This window comes from Vreelandella halophytica, from assembly GCF_968193635.1.
Genome location: NZ_OZ309107.1, coordinates 156,481 through 172,970 on the forward strand (window position 1 = coordinate 156,481; position 16,490 = coordinate 172,970).

General features: G+C 64.1%; 15 protein-coding genes. 5 read left to right on the top strand and 10 right to left on the bottom strand.

Annotation, left to right across the window (positions count from 1 at the left end):
* The first annotated feature begins 4 nt into the window (after positions 1 to 4).
* From ACWHXT_RS00720 to ACWHXT_RS00730, 3 genes are all read left to right on the top strand, one after another.
* Complete coding sequence (locus ACWHXT_RS00720) at positions 5 to 256, top strand: hypothetical protein (RefSeq protein WP_447927652.1); 252 nt, start codon at positions 5 to 7, stop codon at positions 254 to 256.
* A complete protein-coding gene (locus ACWHXT_RS00725; RefSeq protein WP_447956887.1) occupies positions 249 to 1,802 on the top strand; it encodes a phospholipase D family protein in 1,554 nt (517 codons plus the stop codon). Before ACWHXT_RS00720 ends, ACWHXT_RS00725 begins: the two co-directional genes overlap by 8 nt.
* Before the next feature lie 124 nt (positions 1,803 to 1,926).
* Positions 1,927 to 3,135 carry an ABC transporter substrate-binding protein gene (locus tag ACWHXT_RS00730; RefSeq protein ID WP_447956888.1) on the top strand — a complete coding sequence of 403 codons (1,209 nt, stop codon included), beginning with the start codon at positions 1,927 to 1,929 and terminating at the stop codon, positions 3,133 to 3,135.
* Between the two features lie 45 nt (positions 3,136 to 3,180).
* Here the strand turns inward: ACWHXT_RS00730 and ACWHXT_RS00735 are convergent, their stop codons facing one another.
* From ACWHXT_RS00735 to typA, 10 genes are all read right to left on the bottom strand, one after another.
* Positions 3,181 to 3,939, bottom strand: coding sequence for an ATP-binding cassette domain-containing protein (locus ACWHXT_RS00735; RefSeq protein ID WP_447956889.1), 759 nt, complete (start codon positions 3,937 to 3,939; stop codon positions 3,181 to 3,183).
* Positions 3,939 to 4,964 carry a FecCD family ABC transporter permease gene (locus tag ACWHXT_RS00740; RefSeq protein ID WP_447927656.1) on the bottom strand — a complete coding sequence of 342 codons (1,026 nt, stop codon included), beginning with the start codon at positions 4,962 to 4,964 and terminating at the stop codon, positions 3,939 to 3,941. The genes ACWHXT_RS00735 and ACWHXT_RS00740 overlap by 1 nt, the downstream gene beginning before the upstream one ends.
* Positions 4,961 to 5,824, bottom strand: coding sequence for a heme/hemin ABC transporter substrate-binding protein (locus ACWHXT_RS00745; protein WP_447956890.1), 864 nt, complete (start codon positions 5,822 to 5,824; stop codon positions 4,961 to 4,963). The genes ACWHXT_RS00740 and ACWHXT_RS00745 overlap by 4 nt, the downstream gene beginning before the upstream one ends.
* Positions 5,825 to 5,921: 97 nt before the next feature.
* Positions 5,922 to 7,901, bottom strand: coding sequence for a TonB-dependent receptor domain-containing protein (locus tag ACWHXT_RS00750; RefSeq protein WP_447956891.1), 1,980 nt, complete (start codon positions 7,899 to 7,901; stop codon positions 5,922 to 5,924).
* Between the two features lie 85 nt (positions 7,902 to 7,986).
* Positions 7,987 to 8,169: a hemin uptake protein HemP gene (gene hemP, locus ACWHXT_RS00755; RefSeq protein WP_447927659.1), complete on the bottom strand. Its 183-nt coding sequence runs from the start codon at positions 8,167 to 8,169 to the stop codon at positions 7,987 to 7,989.
* Between the two features lie 227 nt (positions 8,170 to 8,396).
* Positions 8,397 to 9,707: a branched-chain amino acid ABC transporter permease gene (locus ACWHXT_RS00760; RefSeq protein ID WP_447927660.1), complete on the bottom strand. Its 1,311-nt coding sequence runs from the start codon at positions 9,705 to 9,707 to the stop codon at positions 8,397 to 8,399.
* The gene (locus ACWHXT_RS00765) at positions 9,707 to 10,711 is read right to left on the bottom strand and encodes a branched-chain amino acid ABC transporter permease (protein WP_447927661.1); all 1,005 of its coding nucleotides are present in this window, start codon (positions 10,709 to 10,711) and stop codon (positions 9,707 to 9,709) included. Before ACWHXT_RS00765 ends, ACWHXT_RS00760 begins: the two co-directional genes overlap by 1 nt.
* Positions 10,712 to 10,728: 17 nt before the next feature.
* Complete coding sequence (locus ACWHXT_RS00770) at positions 10,729 to 11,466, bottom strand: ABC transporter ATP-binding protein (protein ID WP_447927662.1); 738 nt, start codon at positions 11,464 to 11,466, stop codon at positions 10,729 to 10,731.
* Positions 11,467 to 11,515: 49 nt separating this feature from the next.
* On the bottom strand, positions 11,516 to 12,286 hold the full coding sequence (locus ACWHXT_RS00775; protein WP_447956892.1) for an ABC transporter ATP-binding protein: 771 nt from the start codon (positions 12,284 to 12,286) through the stop codon (positions 11,516 to 11,518).
* 308 nt (positions 12,287 to 12,594) lie between these two features.
* Entirely contained in the window at positions 12,595 to 14,421 is a 1,827-nt protein-coding gene (gene typA / locus ACWHXT_RS00780) for a translational GTPase TypA (RefSeq protein ID WP_447956893.1), read from the bottom strand.
* Between the two features lie 163 nt (positions 14,422 to 14,584).
* On the opposite strand from typA, the gene ACWHXT_RS00785 reads away from it, so the two are divergent.
* Together ACWHXT_RS00785 and ACWHXT_RS00790 are read left to right on the top strand one after the other, a co-directional pair.
* Entirely contained in the window at positions 14,585 to 15,568 is a 984-nt protein-coding gene (locus ACWHXT_RS00785) for a biotin--[acetyl-CoA-carboxylase] ligase (protein WP_447956894.1), read from the top strand.
* Positions 15,565 to 16,404 carry a type III pantothenate kinase gene (locus ACWHXT_RS00790; protein WP_447927666.1) on the top strand — a complete coding sequence of 280 codons (840 nt, stop codon included), beginning with the start codon at positions 15,565 to 15,567 and terminating at the stop codon, positions 16,402 to 16,404. The genes ACWHXT_RS00785 and ACWHXT_RS00790 overlap by 4 nt, the downstream gene beginning before the upstream one ends.
* Positions 16,405 to 16,490: the final 86 nt, after the last annotated feature.

Here is a 16,490-nt window from a genome sequence, read left to right on the forward strand (position 1 = left end):
GTCTATGTACCAGTCCCGCGTTGATGTGCTTCGCGCGCTGGCGATTGGGTCCCAGGCGCTGGGCCTTACCCTGATCATTGGCCTGGAAACCGTGATGGGAAACGCCGCCCGCCCCTGGCAGGGCGTGGTGCTGGGCGTAATGCTGGCCGCGGCTTTGTCGATTGCGCTGGCCAGGCTCTACCGAGGTAATCGTCAGCGTAAACAGGCGGATGCGCGCCGGGCGCAGCTGAGTGAGGCCGGATTCGACGATGAATAGCCCTCGGCGGGGGCTCGCCGCGCTTTTTTTCGTGGCCCTGGTCGCGCTTGCCGGCTGTGTCGATAGCGACGTACCGCGGGAGACGCGCACTGCCTTGGCGCTGGACCAGGCGCGTGGGACCTGGCTTGGCGAGCAAGCCGCCGAGGCCCTGGCGGGCCAGGGCGAGCCGGACGGCTTTTCGCTGCTTGCCAACGGCCAGGAGGCGTTTGAAGTGCGCGTGGAACTGATCCACCAGGCCGAGCGCTCGCTCGATATACAGACCTATCTGTTCGGCGATGGCCAGACGACGCGACTGGTGATGGATGAGCTGCTGGCCGCCGCCGAGCGCGGTGTCCGCGTGCGTTTGATCCTCGATGATATGGGGGCGATTGGTCAGGGCGACCGGCTGGCGGCGCTTTCGAGCCATCCCAATATCGAGGTGCGCGTGTTCAACCCGGTGGCGTTTGGCCGCGGCCACCTGGCCACCCGGGTGCTGGCCTCGTTCACCAACCCGACCCAACAGCACCGTCGCATGCACAACAAGCTCTGGATCGCCGATAACAGCGTGGCGATCGCCGGCGGGCGCAACCTGGGCGACGAGTATTTCGATGCCAACGATGCGCTCAACTTTGCCGATCTGGACCTGGTCACCATCGGCCAGGTCGTACCGGCACTCTCGCAAAGTTTCGACGATTACTGGAACTACGCACTCGCCCAGCCGATCGCGCGCTACCACTCGGCAAAGGAGGGCGCCTGGCAGGCGCTGGCCCAGCAGCTCAAGGCCTGGCTGGATGAAAACGCCGATGCCGACTACATCGCCGATCTGCGCGCCCTGCCAGGCGAATCGCCGCCCTGGCAGACCCTCTACTGGGGCAAGGGGCGGGCAATGTGGGATGCGCCGGCCAAAGTCGAGCACGACGGCGCGCCGCCCTGGCGCCAAACGCTTTTGGGCGAGCTTTTACAGCACACCCAAACCCGCGAACGGCTGGTGCTGGTGTCGGCCTACTTCGTCCCCACCGAGGCGAGCGTCGAGCGGCTCGTGGCGCTGGCCGGCGAGGGCGTGGAGGTCGATATCATCACCAATTCCCTGGAGTCCACCGATGCGGCGGTGGTCCACGGCGCCTATACGCCCTGGCGGCCGGCCCTGCTGGAAAGCGGCATTCGCCTATACGAGCTGCGCCCGGAGCAAGAGACCAGCGCCGACGAGGAGGTCGAGGACATGCGCGTGCCCGGCGCCTCGGCCTCGGCGCTGCATATCAAGGCGCTGCGTTTTGACGACCAGGTGTTTATCGGCTCGTTCAACGTCGACCCGCGTTCGGTGCTTTGGAATACCGAGGTAGGCGTTTTGGCGCAGAGCGAGGCGCTTTTGACCGCCTTCGAAGAGCTGATCGACGTCGGCCGCGAGCCCGCCATTAGCTACCGCGTCACCCTCGACGACCAGGGCGCGCCGGGCTGGGAGTACGAGCACGAAAGCGAGATGCGCCGCGTAGACGAAGAGCCCGGCAGCCACTGGCGCCACCTGAATGCCTGGTTTAGCCAGACCTTCAACCTGGCCCCTTTGCTATAAGTCGGCCCCGGCTGCGTTAAGGAGCGTTGGATAAAGCCACTTGTGTTTTCCCGGCTTCGGTTTCAGATTAAGAGAAGCGCTGGCGTAAGCCGGGGCGTCTCACACACCGGGAGCGACGAATAATATGATCAATAAACGCACACTCGTGGCCGCTATCGCGGCGTCTTCTTTGGCCCTGACCGCCACGGCCCAGGCCGAGGTCAAAATTGGCTTTCTGGGGGGCTTTACCGGCGGCATCGAAAGTCTGACACCGCCCATCTTCGAAGGCGCAAAGCTGGCCGTGGCCCAGGTCAACGAGCAGGGCGGCATCCTGGGCGGTGAAACCCTTTCCATGCCGTCCGGCGATACCACCTGTTCTGACGCCTCGGCGGCCTCCAACGCCGCCGACCGTATGGTGAACTCCGAAAACGTCACCGCTATCGTCGGCGCGCTGTGTACCGGCGCCACCATCGCCGCGGCCAACAACGCCGCCATTCCCGGGGGGGTGGTGATGGTCTCTCCCGCCTCGACCGCCCCGGCGGTCACCGAGCTCGACGACAATGGCCTGGTGTTTCGCACCGTGCCTTCGGACGCCTTCCAGGGCGAAATGCTCGCCAAGCTGCTTTTGGACAAGGGCCTCGATTACGTGGCCGTCACCTTCGTGAACAACGACTACGGCCAGGGGCTGGCGGATGCCTTCACTACGGCCTTCGAAGACGGCGGCGGCGAAATCGCCGAAAGCCTGGCCCACGAAGACAACCGCGCCGACTACCGCTCGGAGCTGGGCTCGCTCTCCGCCGGCGGCGCCGACACCCTGGTGGTGCTCGCCTACGCCGACACCTCGGGCCAGACCGTGCTACGCCAGGCCTATGAGAGCGGCATGTTCACCCAGTACGTGGGCGCCGACGGCATGGTGGGCGATAGCCTGGTCAACGCCATTGGCGCCGACGTGCTCGACGGCATGATCGCCACCCGCCCGGGCAGCCCGGACCTGCCCGGTACCGAGCTTTTCAATAGCGCCGCTGATGATGCCGGTTTCGACCCCAGCGCCGTGTTCGCAGCCCAAGCGTATGACGCCGCCTTCCTGCTGGCGCTTGCCATCGAGCAAAACGGCAGCGCCGAGCGCGAAGGCCTGGCGGATGCACTGCGCAGCGTGGCAAGCGAACCCGGCGAGGTCATCCTGCCCGGCGAGTGGGAGAAGGCGGTCGAGCTGATCGCCGCCGGTACCGAGATCAACTACGAAGGCGCCTCCGGCTCCCACGAGTTCGATGACAATGGCGACGTACCCGGCGTGGTGGTCGAAATGGCCGTCGAAGACGGCCGCTTCGTCACCAAGGGCCAGCTCGATTTGTAAACCGCTGAACCGCGTATCCAAAAACCTGCTTGGCGTGCTTTTTCACTAGCGCGCCAGGCTCCAGTAAGGCGCCGCCCCCGGGCGGCGCTCGACGTTTAAATCCGCTTCGTACACCCTCGCGACCGTTTCGGGGTCGAGCACGTCCTGCGGGCTTCCCGAGGCGATCCGCCTTCCTTCGTGCATGAGCCATACCCGGTCGGCAAAGATCGTGGCCAGCTTCAGATCGTGCAGCACGCACACCACCGCCAAATGATAGTCCGCCGCCCAGCTACGTAGCCTGCGCATCAGCCGCTGTTGATGGCCGATATCCAGCGCGCTGGTGGGTTCGTCCAGCAGTAAAACCGCCCCGGTCGAGGCGTCCGTGAGGGGCTTCGATAGCAGTTGGCACGCGCCCCGGGCGATCATCACCCGCTGGCGCTCGCCGCCGGAAAGCGACAGCACGCTGCGCCTGGCGAGCGCCGATAGATCCATATCCTCCAGCAGCGTGGCCAAAAGTGCCGAAGAGGGGGCGCTGCCCAGGGCGACGAGTTCCGCCACGGGCCAGTCGAACGCCGGGTGTTCTTGTTGTGCCACCAGGGCGCGTCGGTGGGCCAACCGGGTGATCGACCAGCGCTCGAGCGCGATACAGTCCAGCGTCACCGACCCCTGCTCGCAGAGGCGAAACCCGGACAAAAGCTTCAAAAGCGTACTCTTGCCCGCGCCGTTCGGGCCGACCACGGCCACCAGTTCACCGGGGACGAGGGTATCGGTGAGCGGCGCAAGGGCCGGGGTCGTGGTCAACCCGGCCTGATGGAGCGTGAGCATCAGTGGCCTCGGCGCAGCAGCAGAAAGAGAAAGTAGGGCCCGCCCAAAAGGCTCGTTAAAAGCCCGACGGGGATTTCCGCCGGCGGGGCCAGCGTTCGCGCCAGCGTATCGGCCACGACCAGCAGCAGCGCGCCGCCCAGCATCGAGGCGGGCAGCAGCAGGCGGTGGTTGGGGCCAAGCCCCAGGCGCAGGCAGTGGGGCACCAGTAGCCCCAAAAAGCCGATCACCCCGGTTAGCGCCACGCAGAGCCCGACGCCGAGCGAGGTAGCCACGATAATGTGGCGTTTCAAGCGCGCCCCGTCGAGGCCGGCGGCGTGAGCGGTGGTTTCGCCGAGCTGAAGAAGATCCAGCGCCGGCGCGCTTCGCAGCAGCATGAAAAGGGCCATGCTCACCACGACCAGGGCCAGCACGGTGGTGCGCCAAAGCGCGTTGGTCAGCGTCCCCATGCCCCAAAGGCTTAGCTGGCGAAGCTGCTCGTCGCTTGCGATAAACGCCAGAATGCCGCCGCCGGCGCCGGCCAGGGTGTTGATCGCAAGCCCCGCCAGCAGCAGGGTCATGACCGCGGCGCTGCCCCCGCCCTGGCGTTTGGCGATCGCGAAGACCAGCAGGCAGACGCAGAGCGCCCCGAGAAAGCCGGCCAGAAACTGGCCATACAGGCTAACGCCGCCGCTGCCCTGGAACAGCACGATCCAAAGCGCCACGAAAAGCCCCGCGCCGCTGGCAAGCCCCAAAAGCGTCGGGTCGGCCAAAGGGTTGCGAAAAAGCCCCTGCATGGCGGCGCCGCTGCCGGCGAGCATGGCCCCGACCGCTACGCCCAATAAAAGGCGCGGCAAGCGAAGCTGCCACCATACGTGGGTATCGAAGGCGTCCGCCTGGCCGGTTAAAAGCCGCCAAGGCGAAATGCCCAGCGCCCCGGAGGCCCCCGCCCAGCCAAGCGCGACTAAAAGCGCCAGGCCAAGGCCCCAAAGCACCCGCCCGCGGCGCTCGAGCAGCGGGCGGTGAAACGAGCGTAAAGAGTGGATCATGGCGCTGCTTGCGCGGCCTCGCGGTTCATGGCCTCGGCAACGGCCTGGTGAAGCGCCAGCAGATGGGCCGGCGTGCGCGGGCCAAAGCCAAGTAGCGCCTGGTCGTCGATCACCACCAGCCGCTCGGCCTCGCCTGCCGGGGTCAGCGCCATGCCGGGAAGCTGCCAAAGCGCGGCTTCGCCGCCCAGCGCTTCGAGGCCGCGGGCGGACATGACGACGATATCCGGTGCTTCACGCACCAGCGCCTCGGCCCCGACACTTTGATAGCCCTGCATGGTGGCAAACGCGTTGTCGGCGCCAATGGCTTCAAGGGCGGTATGCGCGGCGGTGGCGTTGCCTGCCGCTCGGGGTGTCATGCCGCTGTGGTGCAAAATGAACATCGCCCGGGTAGCGGGCAGGGCGGGTTGCTCGGCCAGCCGGTTAAGCTCTTCATCGATTTGGTCGGCAAGCGCTTGCCCGGCCTCCACCTGGCCTGTGTGGCGGGCTATGTCGCGCACCTTGTTTTTGATCGAGGCCAGGGTGTCCGGGGCGTCGATCAGCATGATCTCGACCCCGGCCTGAGTGAGCTGCTCGAGCGTCTGTTGGGGCCCGGCATGTTCGTTGGCGATCACGTGGGTCGGTTTGACCGAAAGCAGACTCTCGGCGGAGAGCCTACGCAGATAACCCACCGAGGGAAGGGCTGCCATCGACGCCGGGTAGACGACGGTGTCGTCCCGGGCCACCACGTCGAGGGCGGGCGCTACCTGTGCCAGGGTTTCGGCAACGTCGCCCCCGAGTACTACCCAGCGCTCATCCGCGGCGGCGGTCAGGCTAAACAGCGCCGTCAACGCACCCAGCATCCATGTGGCCACTCTCTTCATAACACTACCTTCATTCAAAGGCTCCTTGTGGGTCGGTAAGCGCCGTGAAAAGCTCACGCCACTCGAGGCGCTCGCGTGCGCGGGACGTCTTTAAACGTTACCACTGCCAGTTGAGGGTAGCCAGTAAGCTGCGGCCATCGCCGAGGCTTCCGTCCGGGCGGTACCACACCTTGTCGCCCAGATTCGCCAGGCGAAGCGATGTGTCCACCTTCGGGGTGAGCTGCCAGGCCAGGTGCGCATCGAAAAGGGCGTAGCCGGGCAGGCGCGCAGCGGCGTCCTGTTTATCGAAGGCGCGGGCGAAGCGGCCCTGAGCGCCCAGACGCAGGGCCGGGTCGAAAAGCGCCACTTCGCCGCCCAGGCTCGCCTCCAGCGGTGTCTGGCTGCCGAGGGCTTCGCCGCTATCGCGATCCTTACCAGAGACTTCGGAAAGCCCGGCAAAGCCGGTAACGCTGGGCAGGGCGCTGGGCTGCCAGGCAATGCGCGTATCGAAGCCCCAAAGCGCTGCACGCTGCACGTTCACCGCCTGGGTGGTGCCGGCCATGATGTCGACCTGGGTGTCGATAAAGTCGTCGGCGCGGGTGTCGAAGTAGCTGGCGCGAAGCTGCCAGTCGCCCCGTTGCCAGACGAGCCCGCTCTCCCAGGTGTGGCTGGTTTCCGGTGACAGCGACGGGTTGGGCATCCAGTAGTTGTCCGGGGTGCAAAAGGCCGGCCCGGCGCAGAAGCCGGCGAAGTGGCGCTCGTCGGCGTAAAGCTCGGAAAGGCTGGGCGCCCTAAACGCCTCGGCGTAGCCCGAGAAGAACATCAGGCCATCCACCGGGCGCCAGGCCACTCTAAGTCGCGGTGAAACCCGGTCGTGAACGCTATCCTCTCCGTTTTGCCCGCTGGCATCATAGCGGTCGAAACGTGCCCCAAGGCCCAAATCGAACGCGCCGGCACCCCCTTCGTCGACGTACGCCCCCGCGCTCAGCGTGGTATCGAGATAGGCGGCCTGGGTTTCGATATCCGCGCGGGGAAAGCCGTTGGCGTGCTGGGAGGGGCGTTGGCGCGTCTTCTCCAGTTCCCCACCGAAGGCGAGGGTTTGCGAAAGCCAGCCGTGCTCCATTTGATGGTAGCCATCGCTTTGCAGCCCGACCCGGTCGAGCCGGCGAGTGGCCCGGTCGTCCTCGATATCCTGCTGACTGAACGTGAGCCGGGACGTAACGTCGGTCCCCGGTCCTGGCTGCCAGCGGTGGCCAAGCTGCACGTTATCGCTTGTTACGTCGCGCTCGCGAAGCGCGTTGCTTGTGCTCACCGCCCGCTGCTGCGGGTTGGCCGGCTGGGTGGCGCGCTCGTCGTAGTGCTGCCAGCTAACGAAGAGACGCTGTTCGCGGCTCGGCTCCCAGCCGCCCTTGAGCAGCAGGCTGTTGAGCGCGGCGTCGTCTGGGGCCTCGTCCCCGCCGGCGCGGCGGATATCGCCGGATTCGCTGCGACCAAAGGAGATGAGCCCGTCGAGGGCGCCTCGGTCGGTGTCGCGCCGGCCAAAGGCGGCCACGTTGGTACGCCACTCGTTGCTGGCGCTGGCGCCACCCACGGAGAGGCGCGCGCCGCTATTTTCGCCGGGGCGCAGCAGGTCGTCGGCATCGACGCTATCAAAGCTTACGACGCCGCCCATGGCGTTGCTGCCGTAAAGACTCGACAGCGCGCCGCGGGCGATCTGCACTTCTTTGATCAGCGCCGGGTCGAGAAAGAAATTGCCCACGTGGCCGGTCGCGATATCCTGGCGCACGCCGTCCAGGCGCACCAGCACGCCCTGGCGGTCGAACCCTCGCATGCTCAGGGTTTGGCCGTTACGCCGCCCCTGCCCGCCCACGTGAAGGCCCGGCTGACGGCTCAATACGTCCTCCACCCGGGCTGCCGTGGCAAGCACCGCATCGTCGCGGTCGATGATGTTGACGATCAGCGGCGCGCGGGAAAGATCGACCGGCGTGCGAGTGCCGGTCACGGTCATCGGTTCGAGGACCTCGTTGGCCAACGCGGCAGGGGCGAGCAGTGGTAGCAGGGCAAGACAAAATGGACGAAGAGAGACGTGATGAGTCATGAGCCGGGTAGTTCCAACCAGTTAAGAGAAGAGGTGGGCTGGCTGGGTACGCCGCGGCGTTACCTGGCTTGCGTTTAAAAAGCGGTCAGGCGGTGAGAATGAGCTTGCCGCTTTTGGTGCGCCGGAGCACGTAGCGACGATTCTCATGCACGATCACGAGCTCACCGGCGCTGCCCAATAACGTGCGGCTATCCACCTGGCGAGAGGCGTTGTCTTGGAAAACGTTGTCCTGGGAGTCGGTAACGGTCGACGACGGCAGAGAAGACATGAGAGCTTATTACCTGTGCTAATGATAACTATTAGCATTAAATTAACAAAACCCTATTCAGGACTCAAGCTTGGCCGGACGCAACGCCGCGTTGTGGCCGCCGCACCGGGTGAAAAAGTAGCGCAGTGAAAAGTAACGGGGTGGAAATATCCTGGGGGCAAGCACTAGGCGGCGGGTATAAAAAAACGCCCCGGGCCAGGCCCTGGGGCGTTTTCCAAAAGCGCAGGCTAGCCGTGGGTCTTGATGCTCTCCGGCAACAGCCCCTTGGGCGCGAAGCGCAGGACCAGGGTGATCAACATACCGATCACTAGCACCCTGGCTTGTAGCGCGCGGCTATCCATATTGCTGGGTAGCTCCCAGCCTGCGCCTTCGCCAAGGCTTACCACCAGCTGCATGATGAAAAGCGCCAATGGCTCGGACATGATCCAGATGATGTACACCGCCACGGCGCCGAAGATCGTGCCCAGGTTGTTGCCCGGCCCGCCGAGGATCACCATCACCAGCACCAAAAAGGTGTGGTTGAGCGGCAGATACCCCTGGGGGTCGAAGAGGCTGTTGAAAGTGCCCAGCACGCCGCCGCCCAGGCCCATCAGGATGCAACCCAGTACGAAAATCTCCAGCCGGCGCTTGTTAATATCCTTGCCCATCGCCGCCGAGGAGACTTCGTTGTCGCGAATCGCGCGGATCATTCGCCCCCAGGGGGCGTGGTAGGCGCGGTGCAGCAAAAAGAAGATCGCCGCGATGATCACCGCGGTCAGCGACAGATAGATCGCCCGGGATAAGGTAAAGCCGAGCTCTGCCGGGCCCGGGGTGGGCCAGGGCAGCGGCGACACCGTGGCGGTGCCGCGGGTCAGCCAGTCGGAGTTTTTCAAAAACGCCTTGATGATCTCGGCGATGCCGAGCGTGGCGATCGCCAGGTAGTCGCTTCTAAGCCCCAGGCAGATATGGCCGATGAAGTAGCCCACACCGCCGGCAAGTAAGCCGCCGACGATCCAGCCGACCCAGGGCGGCAGACCAAAGCCGCCGACGAAGCCCGCACGGTTTTGAATCTCGCCGGTCACCTCGCGCAGTAGGCTGATCACCGCCAGGTAGAGCACCACCGCCAGCACCACGGTGATAATCGTACGCAAGAGCTTGGGCACGCCGACGCGGTCGAGTTTGCTCGCGCCGACCACCACCAGCACCGCAGCCACCCCGTAAAGCAGCACCCGGCCCAGTTCCCCGGGCAGCTCGGTGCCCCAAAAGGCGTCGTTGACCGGCACGCTGAAGAGCATCGCGCAGAAGCCGCCGAGGGCCACGAAGCCCATGACGCCGGCGTTGAACTGCCCGGCGTAGCCCCACTGGATGGTCAGGCCCAGCGCCAGAATGGCGTAGCAGGCCGCCTCGACCAGCATGCGCGTGCTGTAGGCGGCGCCCATCATGGCGTAAACGCCCAGCACGGCAACGAGCAGCCCGGCGAAGAGCACCAGCTCGCGCACCGGGAAGCGGCGCGTCACGGTGGCGTCTTTGGGCGTGTAGGATGCGTTTCGTTCGTTCATCAGATCACCTTACCCTTGAACAGCCCCGTTGGGCGCCATACCAGAATGGCCAGCAGAATGAAAAACGGCACCACGATCTTGTACTCGGTGCCCACGAACGCCAGGTTCGAGGGAAGCTCCAGCCAGTCCGGCAAACTGTCCCGGAACGGGCGCAGCAGCACGTTCCAGTTGAACACCGCCAGGGTTTCGGCAAAGCCGACCACGAAGCCGCCGGCGATCGCCCCGTAGGGGTGGCCCACCCCGCCGACGATCGCCGCGGCGAAAATCGGCAGCAGCAAAAAGAAGCTCAAGTCCGGTTTGAAGGTGACGTCCAGCGATAAAAGCGTACCGGCAATCGCCGCCAGGCCCCCGGCAATCACCCAGGTGACCGCCACGATGGTATTGGTGTTGATGCCCGAGGCCTGGGCGAGCTCCGGGTTATCCGACATGGCGCGCATCGCCTTGCCAAGGCGCGAGCGGTTCAGAAACACCGCCAGCGCGACCACCGCGACGATCGTGATCACGAACAGATAGAGCTGTGGCTCGGTGACCACGATCGGCGCGCGGGCGCCCTCGAAGGGCAGGGCGAGGCGGAAGATCTCCTTGCGGTCGTCGACGTAAAGGCTCTGGCCGCTGGTGCCGGCAAACAGGCGAATCAAACCCTGCAGCATCAGGGTGACGCCTAATGATCCGATCACCATGACGATGGGTTTCACACCAAAGGCGCGCAGCGGCTTGTAGAACGCCTTGTCGATACCCACGGCGAGCAGGGCGGTCAGTATCATCGCCAGCGGCAGCATGATCAGCGCCGTGGGTACGCCGATGCTCGGCCCGAGGGTCGGAAAGGCGGTGGTCAGCAGCAGTACCATGAAAGCGCCGAAGGTCATCATGTCCGCGTGGGCGAAATGGGCAAAGCGCATGATGCTGAAAATCAGCGTCACGCCGATCGCACCGATGGCGTAGATCGAGCCGGTGACGCTGCCGGCGATCACCACGTTGTTGATAAAAAAGACCAGTTCGTTCACAGCGTTCTCCCCCCGGGCTAGCCGCCCAAAAAGCTTTTGGCGACATCCGGGTCAGCGAGCAGCGCCGCCCCCGTATCGGTAAAACGGTTCTGGCCGGCGGCCAGCACGAAACCCTTGTCGGCAATCGCCAGCGCTTGCCTGGCGTTCTGCTCGACCATCAAAATACCGACCCCCGCGGCGTTGATCTTTTTCACCCGGTCGAAGATCTCGTTCATGTAAAGCGGCGAGAGCCCGGCGGTGGGCTCGTCGAGCAACAAGAGCGTGGGTTCGGCCATCAGCGCCCGGCCCATGGCGACCATTTGGCGCTGCCCGCCCGAGAGCTCGCCGGCGGGCTGGCGGCGCTTGTCCTTGAGCGGCGGAAAGAACTCATACACCTGTTCGAGCATGCGCTTGACGTTGTGTGGCTTCAAATACGCGCCCATCTCCAGGTTCTCTTTCACCGACAGACTCGGGAAGACGTTTTTCTCCTGGGGGACGAAGCCCATGCCGCGCTTGACCAGCTGGTTCGGGGGCAGGTTCTGGATCGGCTCGCCGTTGAGCAAAATGTCGCCCTGGTTGACGTTCAAAAGGCCGAATACTGCTTTGAGCATGGTGGACTTGCCGGCCCCGTTGGGGCCGACGATCACGCCGATTTCATCGGCGTAAAGGGTCATTTCGACCCCGTTCAGAATGTTCATGCTGCCATAGCCGCCGTGCACGTCGCGGGCGCGCAGTAGCGGCGTCGGCGCAGCGTTGGGTGACGCATCAATCGACATGGTCAACGTGTCTCGACGTAGTAGTGGTTGTTGTACGAGGCGTGTTTTTTTACGCGGCGTCGGTGCCGAAATAGGCCTCGATCACCTCGGGGTTGTTCTGAATTTCTTCGATGGAACCTTCCACCATGACGCTGCCCTGGGCGAGCACGATGACCGGGTCGCAGAGTCTTGCGATCATGTCCATGTCGTGCTCGATGACCAAAAAGGTGTAGCCCATTTCCCGGTTCAGCCGCTCGATGTTGCCGATCAGCTCGCCCAGCAGCGTGCGGTTGACGCCGGCGGCGATCTCGTCGAGCAGCACCACTTTGGCGTCGGTCATCATGGTGCGACCCAGCTCCAAAAGCTTTTTCTGCCCGCCGGAAAGATTGCCCGCCAGTTCGTTGCGCACGTGGTGCAGGCCAACGAAATCGATCACCTCCAGCGCCCGGCGGCGAACCTCGGCCTCTTGCTCGCGCACGAGCGAAGGCTTGAACCAGGTGTTGAAAAGGCTTTCTCCGGCCTGATTCGGTGGCACCATCATCAGGTTTTCCAGCGCGCTCATCTGGCTGAATTCGTGAGCGATCTGAAAGGTACGCAAAAGCCCCTTGTGAAAGCGCGCGTCGGCGGAAAGCCGGGTGATCTCCTCGCCTTCGAGCAGAATACGACCGCTATCCGGAATCAGCGAGCCCGCGATCAGGTTGAAAAGCGTCGATTTACCCGCCCCGTTGGGGCCGATCATGCCGGTAATCGAGCCTTTCTCGACGTGAATCGAGCAATCGTTGATGACGTGGAGCCCACCGAAGGCTTTATTGACGTTTTGTACTTCGATAATGGGGGTCATGGTGTCCTCATGCCTGGCAAGGCAAGCGCCCCCGATACACTTTGACAACGGCTCATGTGAAGGAGGGTCCCTGTCCGGGCGCCGGGTCGCATCGCGATCCAAACGGCTGTATGAATTGTAGTGTGCACGCGTTCTCGTGGCGCGCTTCGAGGTCTACTCTGCGATAGATTCGCCCCGCTTTCCAGCCCCTTTGCGTTTAGGCTGCGTTAACCCGATCAAGCGAAGCCGCCCGGCAGACATGCTAGCGCGCGAACCTGCGCGCACAAAAAAGCCCGCGCGATGGCGGGCTTTCGATGCGGGCGGCGGGCTTATTTCTTGCCGGCGCGCTTACGCTCGTTCTCGGTCAGGTGCTTCTTGCGCAGACGGATGTGCGACGGCGTCACTTCTACCAGCTCGTCGGAGTCGAGGAATTCGATCGCCTGCTCCAGGGTGAACTTGATCGGCGGCGTCAGCACGATGTTCTCGTCGTTACCGGTGGAGCGCATGTTATCGAGCTTCTTGCCCTTGGTCGGGTTGACGACCATGTCGTTGGCCCGGTTGTTGATACCGATCAGCATGCCTTCGTACACTTCGGTGGCGTGGTCGATGATCAGCTTGCCGCGCTCTTGCAGGGTGTAAAGCGCGTAGGAGAGCGCCTTACCGCCGACCATGGAGACCAGCACGCCGTTGCGACGCTCGATGGACGCATCCGGCTTGAGCGGGCCGTAGTGATCGAAACGGCTGGTCAGAATGCCGGTGCCGGAGGTCAGCGTCAAAAACTGACCACGGAAGCCGATCAAGCCGCGTGCCGGAATGATGAAGTCCAGGCGTACACGGCCCTTGCCATCCGGGTTCATGTTGGAAAGCTCGCCCTTGCGGTAGCCGAGCTCTTCCATGATCGCGCCCTGGTGCTGCTCTTCGCAGTCGATGATGACTTCTTCGTAGGGCTCCTGCTTCTCGCCGTCGATCTCCTTGATGATGACTTCCGGGCGGCCCACGGCCAGCTCGAAGCCTTCACGACGCATGGACTCGATGAGTACCGACAAGTGCAGCTCGCCGCGCCCGGAGACCTTGAACTTCTCCGGCGTTTCGCCCTGCTCGACCCGCAGCGCCACGTTGTGGATCAACTCCTGGTCGAGGCGGTCGCGAATGTTACGGCTGGTGACGTACTTGCCGTCTTTACCGGCGAAGGGCGAGTCGTTGACCTGGAAGGTCATGGAGACGGTCGGCTCGTCGACGGTCAGCGCCGGCAGTGCCTCGACGGCGCTCGAGTCACAAAGCGTATCGGAGATCGCCAGGTCTTCGATGCCGGTGATGCAGACGATGTCGCCGGCGGTAGCTTCATCGGTCTGCACGCGATCCAGGCCCAAGTGGGTCATTACCTGACCGATCTTGCCCTTACGCGTCGCGCCTTCCTTGGTGATGACGCTGATCTGCTGGCCGGGCTTGACGCTGCCGCGCTTGATGCGGCCAAGGCCGATAACGCCCACGTAGCTGTTGTAGTCCAGCGCCGAGATCTGCATCTGGAAGGGGCCGTCGAGTTCGACCTTGGGCGGCTCGACGATGTTGACGATCGATTTGAACATGGGGTCCATGTTCTCTTCGAGGGCGTCCGGCTCCATGCCCGCAATGCCGTTGAGCGCGGAGCAGTAGATGATCGGGAAGTCGAGCTGCTCGTCGGAAGCGCCCAGGTTGTCGAACAGATCGAAAATCTGGTCGATGACCCAGTCAGGACGCGCGCCGGGGCGGTCGATCTTGTTGACCACGACGATCGGCTTCAGGCCCTGGGCGAAGGCTTTTTGGGTCACGAAGCGGGTTTGCGGCATCGGGCCGTCGACGGCGTCGACCAGCAGCAGTACCGAGTCGACCATCGACATCACGCGCTCGACCTCGCCACCGAAATCGGCGTGTCCAGGGGTGTCCACGATGTTGATGTGGTAGTCCTTGCCCTCACCATCCTGCCACCGAATAGCGGTGTTCTTGGCCAGGATGGTGATGCCGCGCTCCTTCTCCTGGTCGTTGGAGTCCATGATACGTTCTTGGCCTTCGGCCTTGCGGTCGAGGGTGCCGGACTGGCTCAGGAGTTTGTCGACCAGGGTAGTCTTACCGTGGTCAACGTGGGCGATAATGGCAATGTTACGAAGATTCTCGATCACGACGCGATCCTGCTGGAAAAATAGGGCGGCATTATAGGGTCTGGGTAGGCCTTACTACCAGCGCTGTCTTAAATAAAGGGGCAAGTCAATAACCCAAAGGCGGCAGTTTTCGCCGCTATGGCGCTTCCGGTAAGATAGGCGTTTTCCCAACTGGGGCAAGGACATGACCATCGGTAACCTGATGCGTTTGTTAAGCGATGGCGAGGTCCATTCCGGTGAAGCGCTCGGCCAGGCGCTGGGCGTTTCCCGCGCCGCGGTGTGGAAACAGCTTAAAAAGCTGGAGGCCATGGGGGTGGAGCTCGTCGCCGTGAAAGGTCGCGGGTACCGATTGGCCCACCCGCTGGAGCCGCTGGAAGGCAAGCAGGTAGTGGCTAAACTACCCGCCGAGGCGCGCCATCTGCTGGCGCGGCTGTTCGTCGAAGACCAGCTCCCCTCGAGCAACGAGTACCTGCGCGCGCGCTTCAATCAGGGCGCCGGCCACGGCGAGGTGTGCCTGGTCGAGCTGCAAACCGCCGGGCGGGGTCGCCGCGGCCGCGTGTGGTCCACGCCCTGGGGGCAGAGTTTGATGATGTCGCTGGGCTGGCGCTTCGAGGCCGGGGTGGCCTCGCTGGAAGGGTTGAGCCTGGCGGTGGGGGTGGTCGTCTGCCAGGTGCTCGAGCGCCATGGCGTGGCGCCCAAACTCAAGTGGCCCAACGATATCCTGTTGGCCGAGCAGGGCCGCGAACTGGGCAAACTGGCGGGTATTTTGATCGAGGTGACCGGCGACGCCGCTGGCCCCTGCGAGGCCGTGATTGGCATGGGCATGAATTTGTCGCTGCCCGAGAGCCTTCGCGAGAGCATCGGCCAGCCGGTGGCAGCGCTTTTCGACGAAAAGCCGGGCCTCTCGCGCAACCAGCTGGCCGCCGAGGTGATTGCCGGGCTTTTGGCCATGCTGGCCGAGTTCGAAGAGCGTGGCTTTGGGGTGTGGCGTGACGCCTGGAACGCGCGCCACGCCTACGCGGGCTTGAGCGTTCGCGTGCTCCAGGGCGCGGGCGAAAGCGAAGCGGTGGCCGGGGATGTAGACGAGAGCGGCAACCTTTGGGTCACCGAAGACGGTCAGCCGCGGCGTTTGTCCGGCGGTGAGATCAGCGTACGCAGGCGCTTATGATTTTAGATCTGGATATTGGCAATACGCTCTCCAAGTGGCGCCTGAAAGATGCGGCCAGCAGCGAAATACGTTCCCGCGGCGCGGTATGGACCCGCGAGGAGTGGCGCCCCGGGGCGGACATACCGGATCTCGACGTCGTCGAGGCGGTACGTATTTCGAGCGTGGCGCGGGCGGCGGTGCTGGGCGATACCGTCAAACTGCTGCGCCGCCAGGTGCGTCAGGTCCATGTCGCCCGGTCGCTGCCGGAATCGCTGGGCGTGGTCAACGGCTATGAAGAACCGGGCAAGCTCGGGGTGGATCGCTGGATGGGGGCGCTTGCCGGCTACCAGCTGGCCGGGGGCTGCTGCGTGGTGGACTGCGGCAGCGCTATCACCATCGACTTCGTGCTGCCCGGCGGCGTGCATTTAGGGGGCTTCATCGTGCCGGGCCTTCGCTTGATGAAAGAGAGCCTGAAACTCGGCACGCGCAACGTGGCCATCGACCCGGACAGCGAAGCCGATGCGCTGCTGGAACCTGGCCGGCGCACGGTGGATGCGGTGAATCACGGTATCTACATGGCGGCGGTCAGTGCGATCAATCGTATTTATAGCGAAGTGTGCGACCAGCAGGGCGTGGCGCTTCCGATGCTGCTCACCGGCGGCGATGCTCGGGTGGTGTCGCGCGGGGTGCGGGTACCCCACGCAGTGTGGCCGGACATGGTGTACGGCGGGCTGGAGGCGAGCTTTCCGCTGACCTTCGCCGAACGCGCCGGGAAAATGGCCGGTGCGCCGAGGGTGCCCGAGCCCGTGGCGCTTGAAAAAATTCGCGCGGCGCTTGCATTTTCCATGCTGCTTTGACAGAATGCAGCGCGTTCCAAGGCAGTAGGTCAGCGTGAAAGCGCGACAGGTTATCCTGAAAAGCCATGATAAATTAAGTAAATATC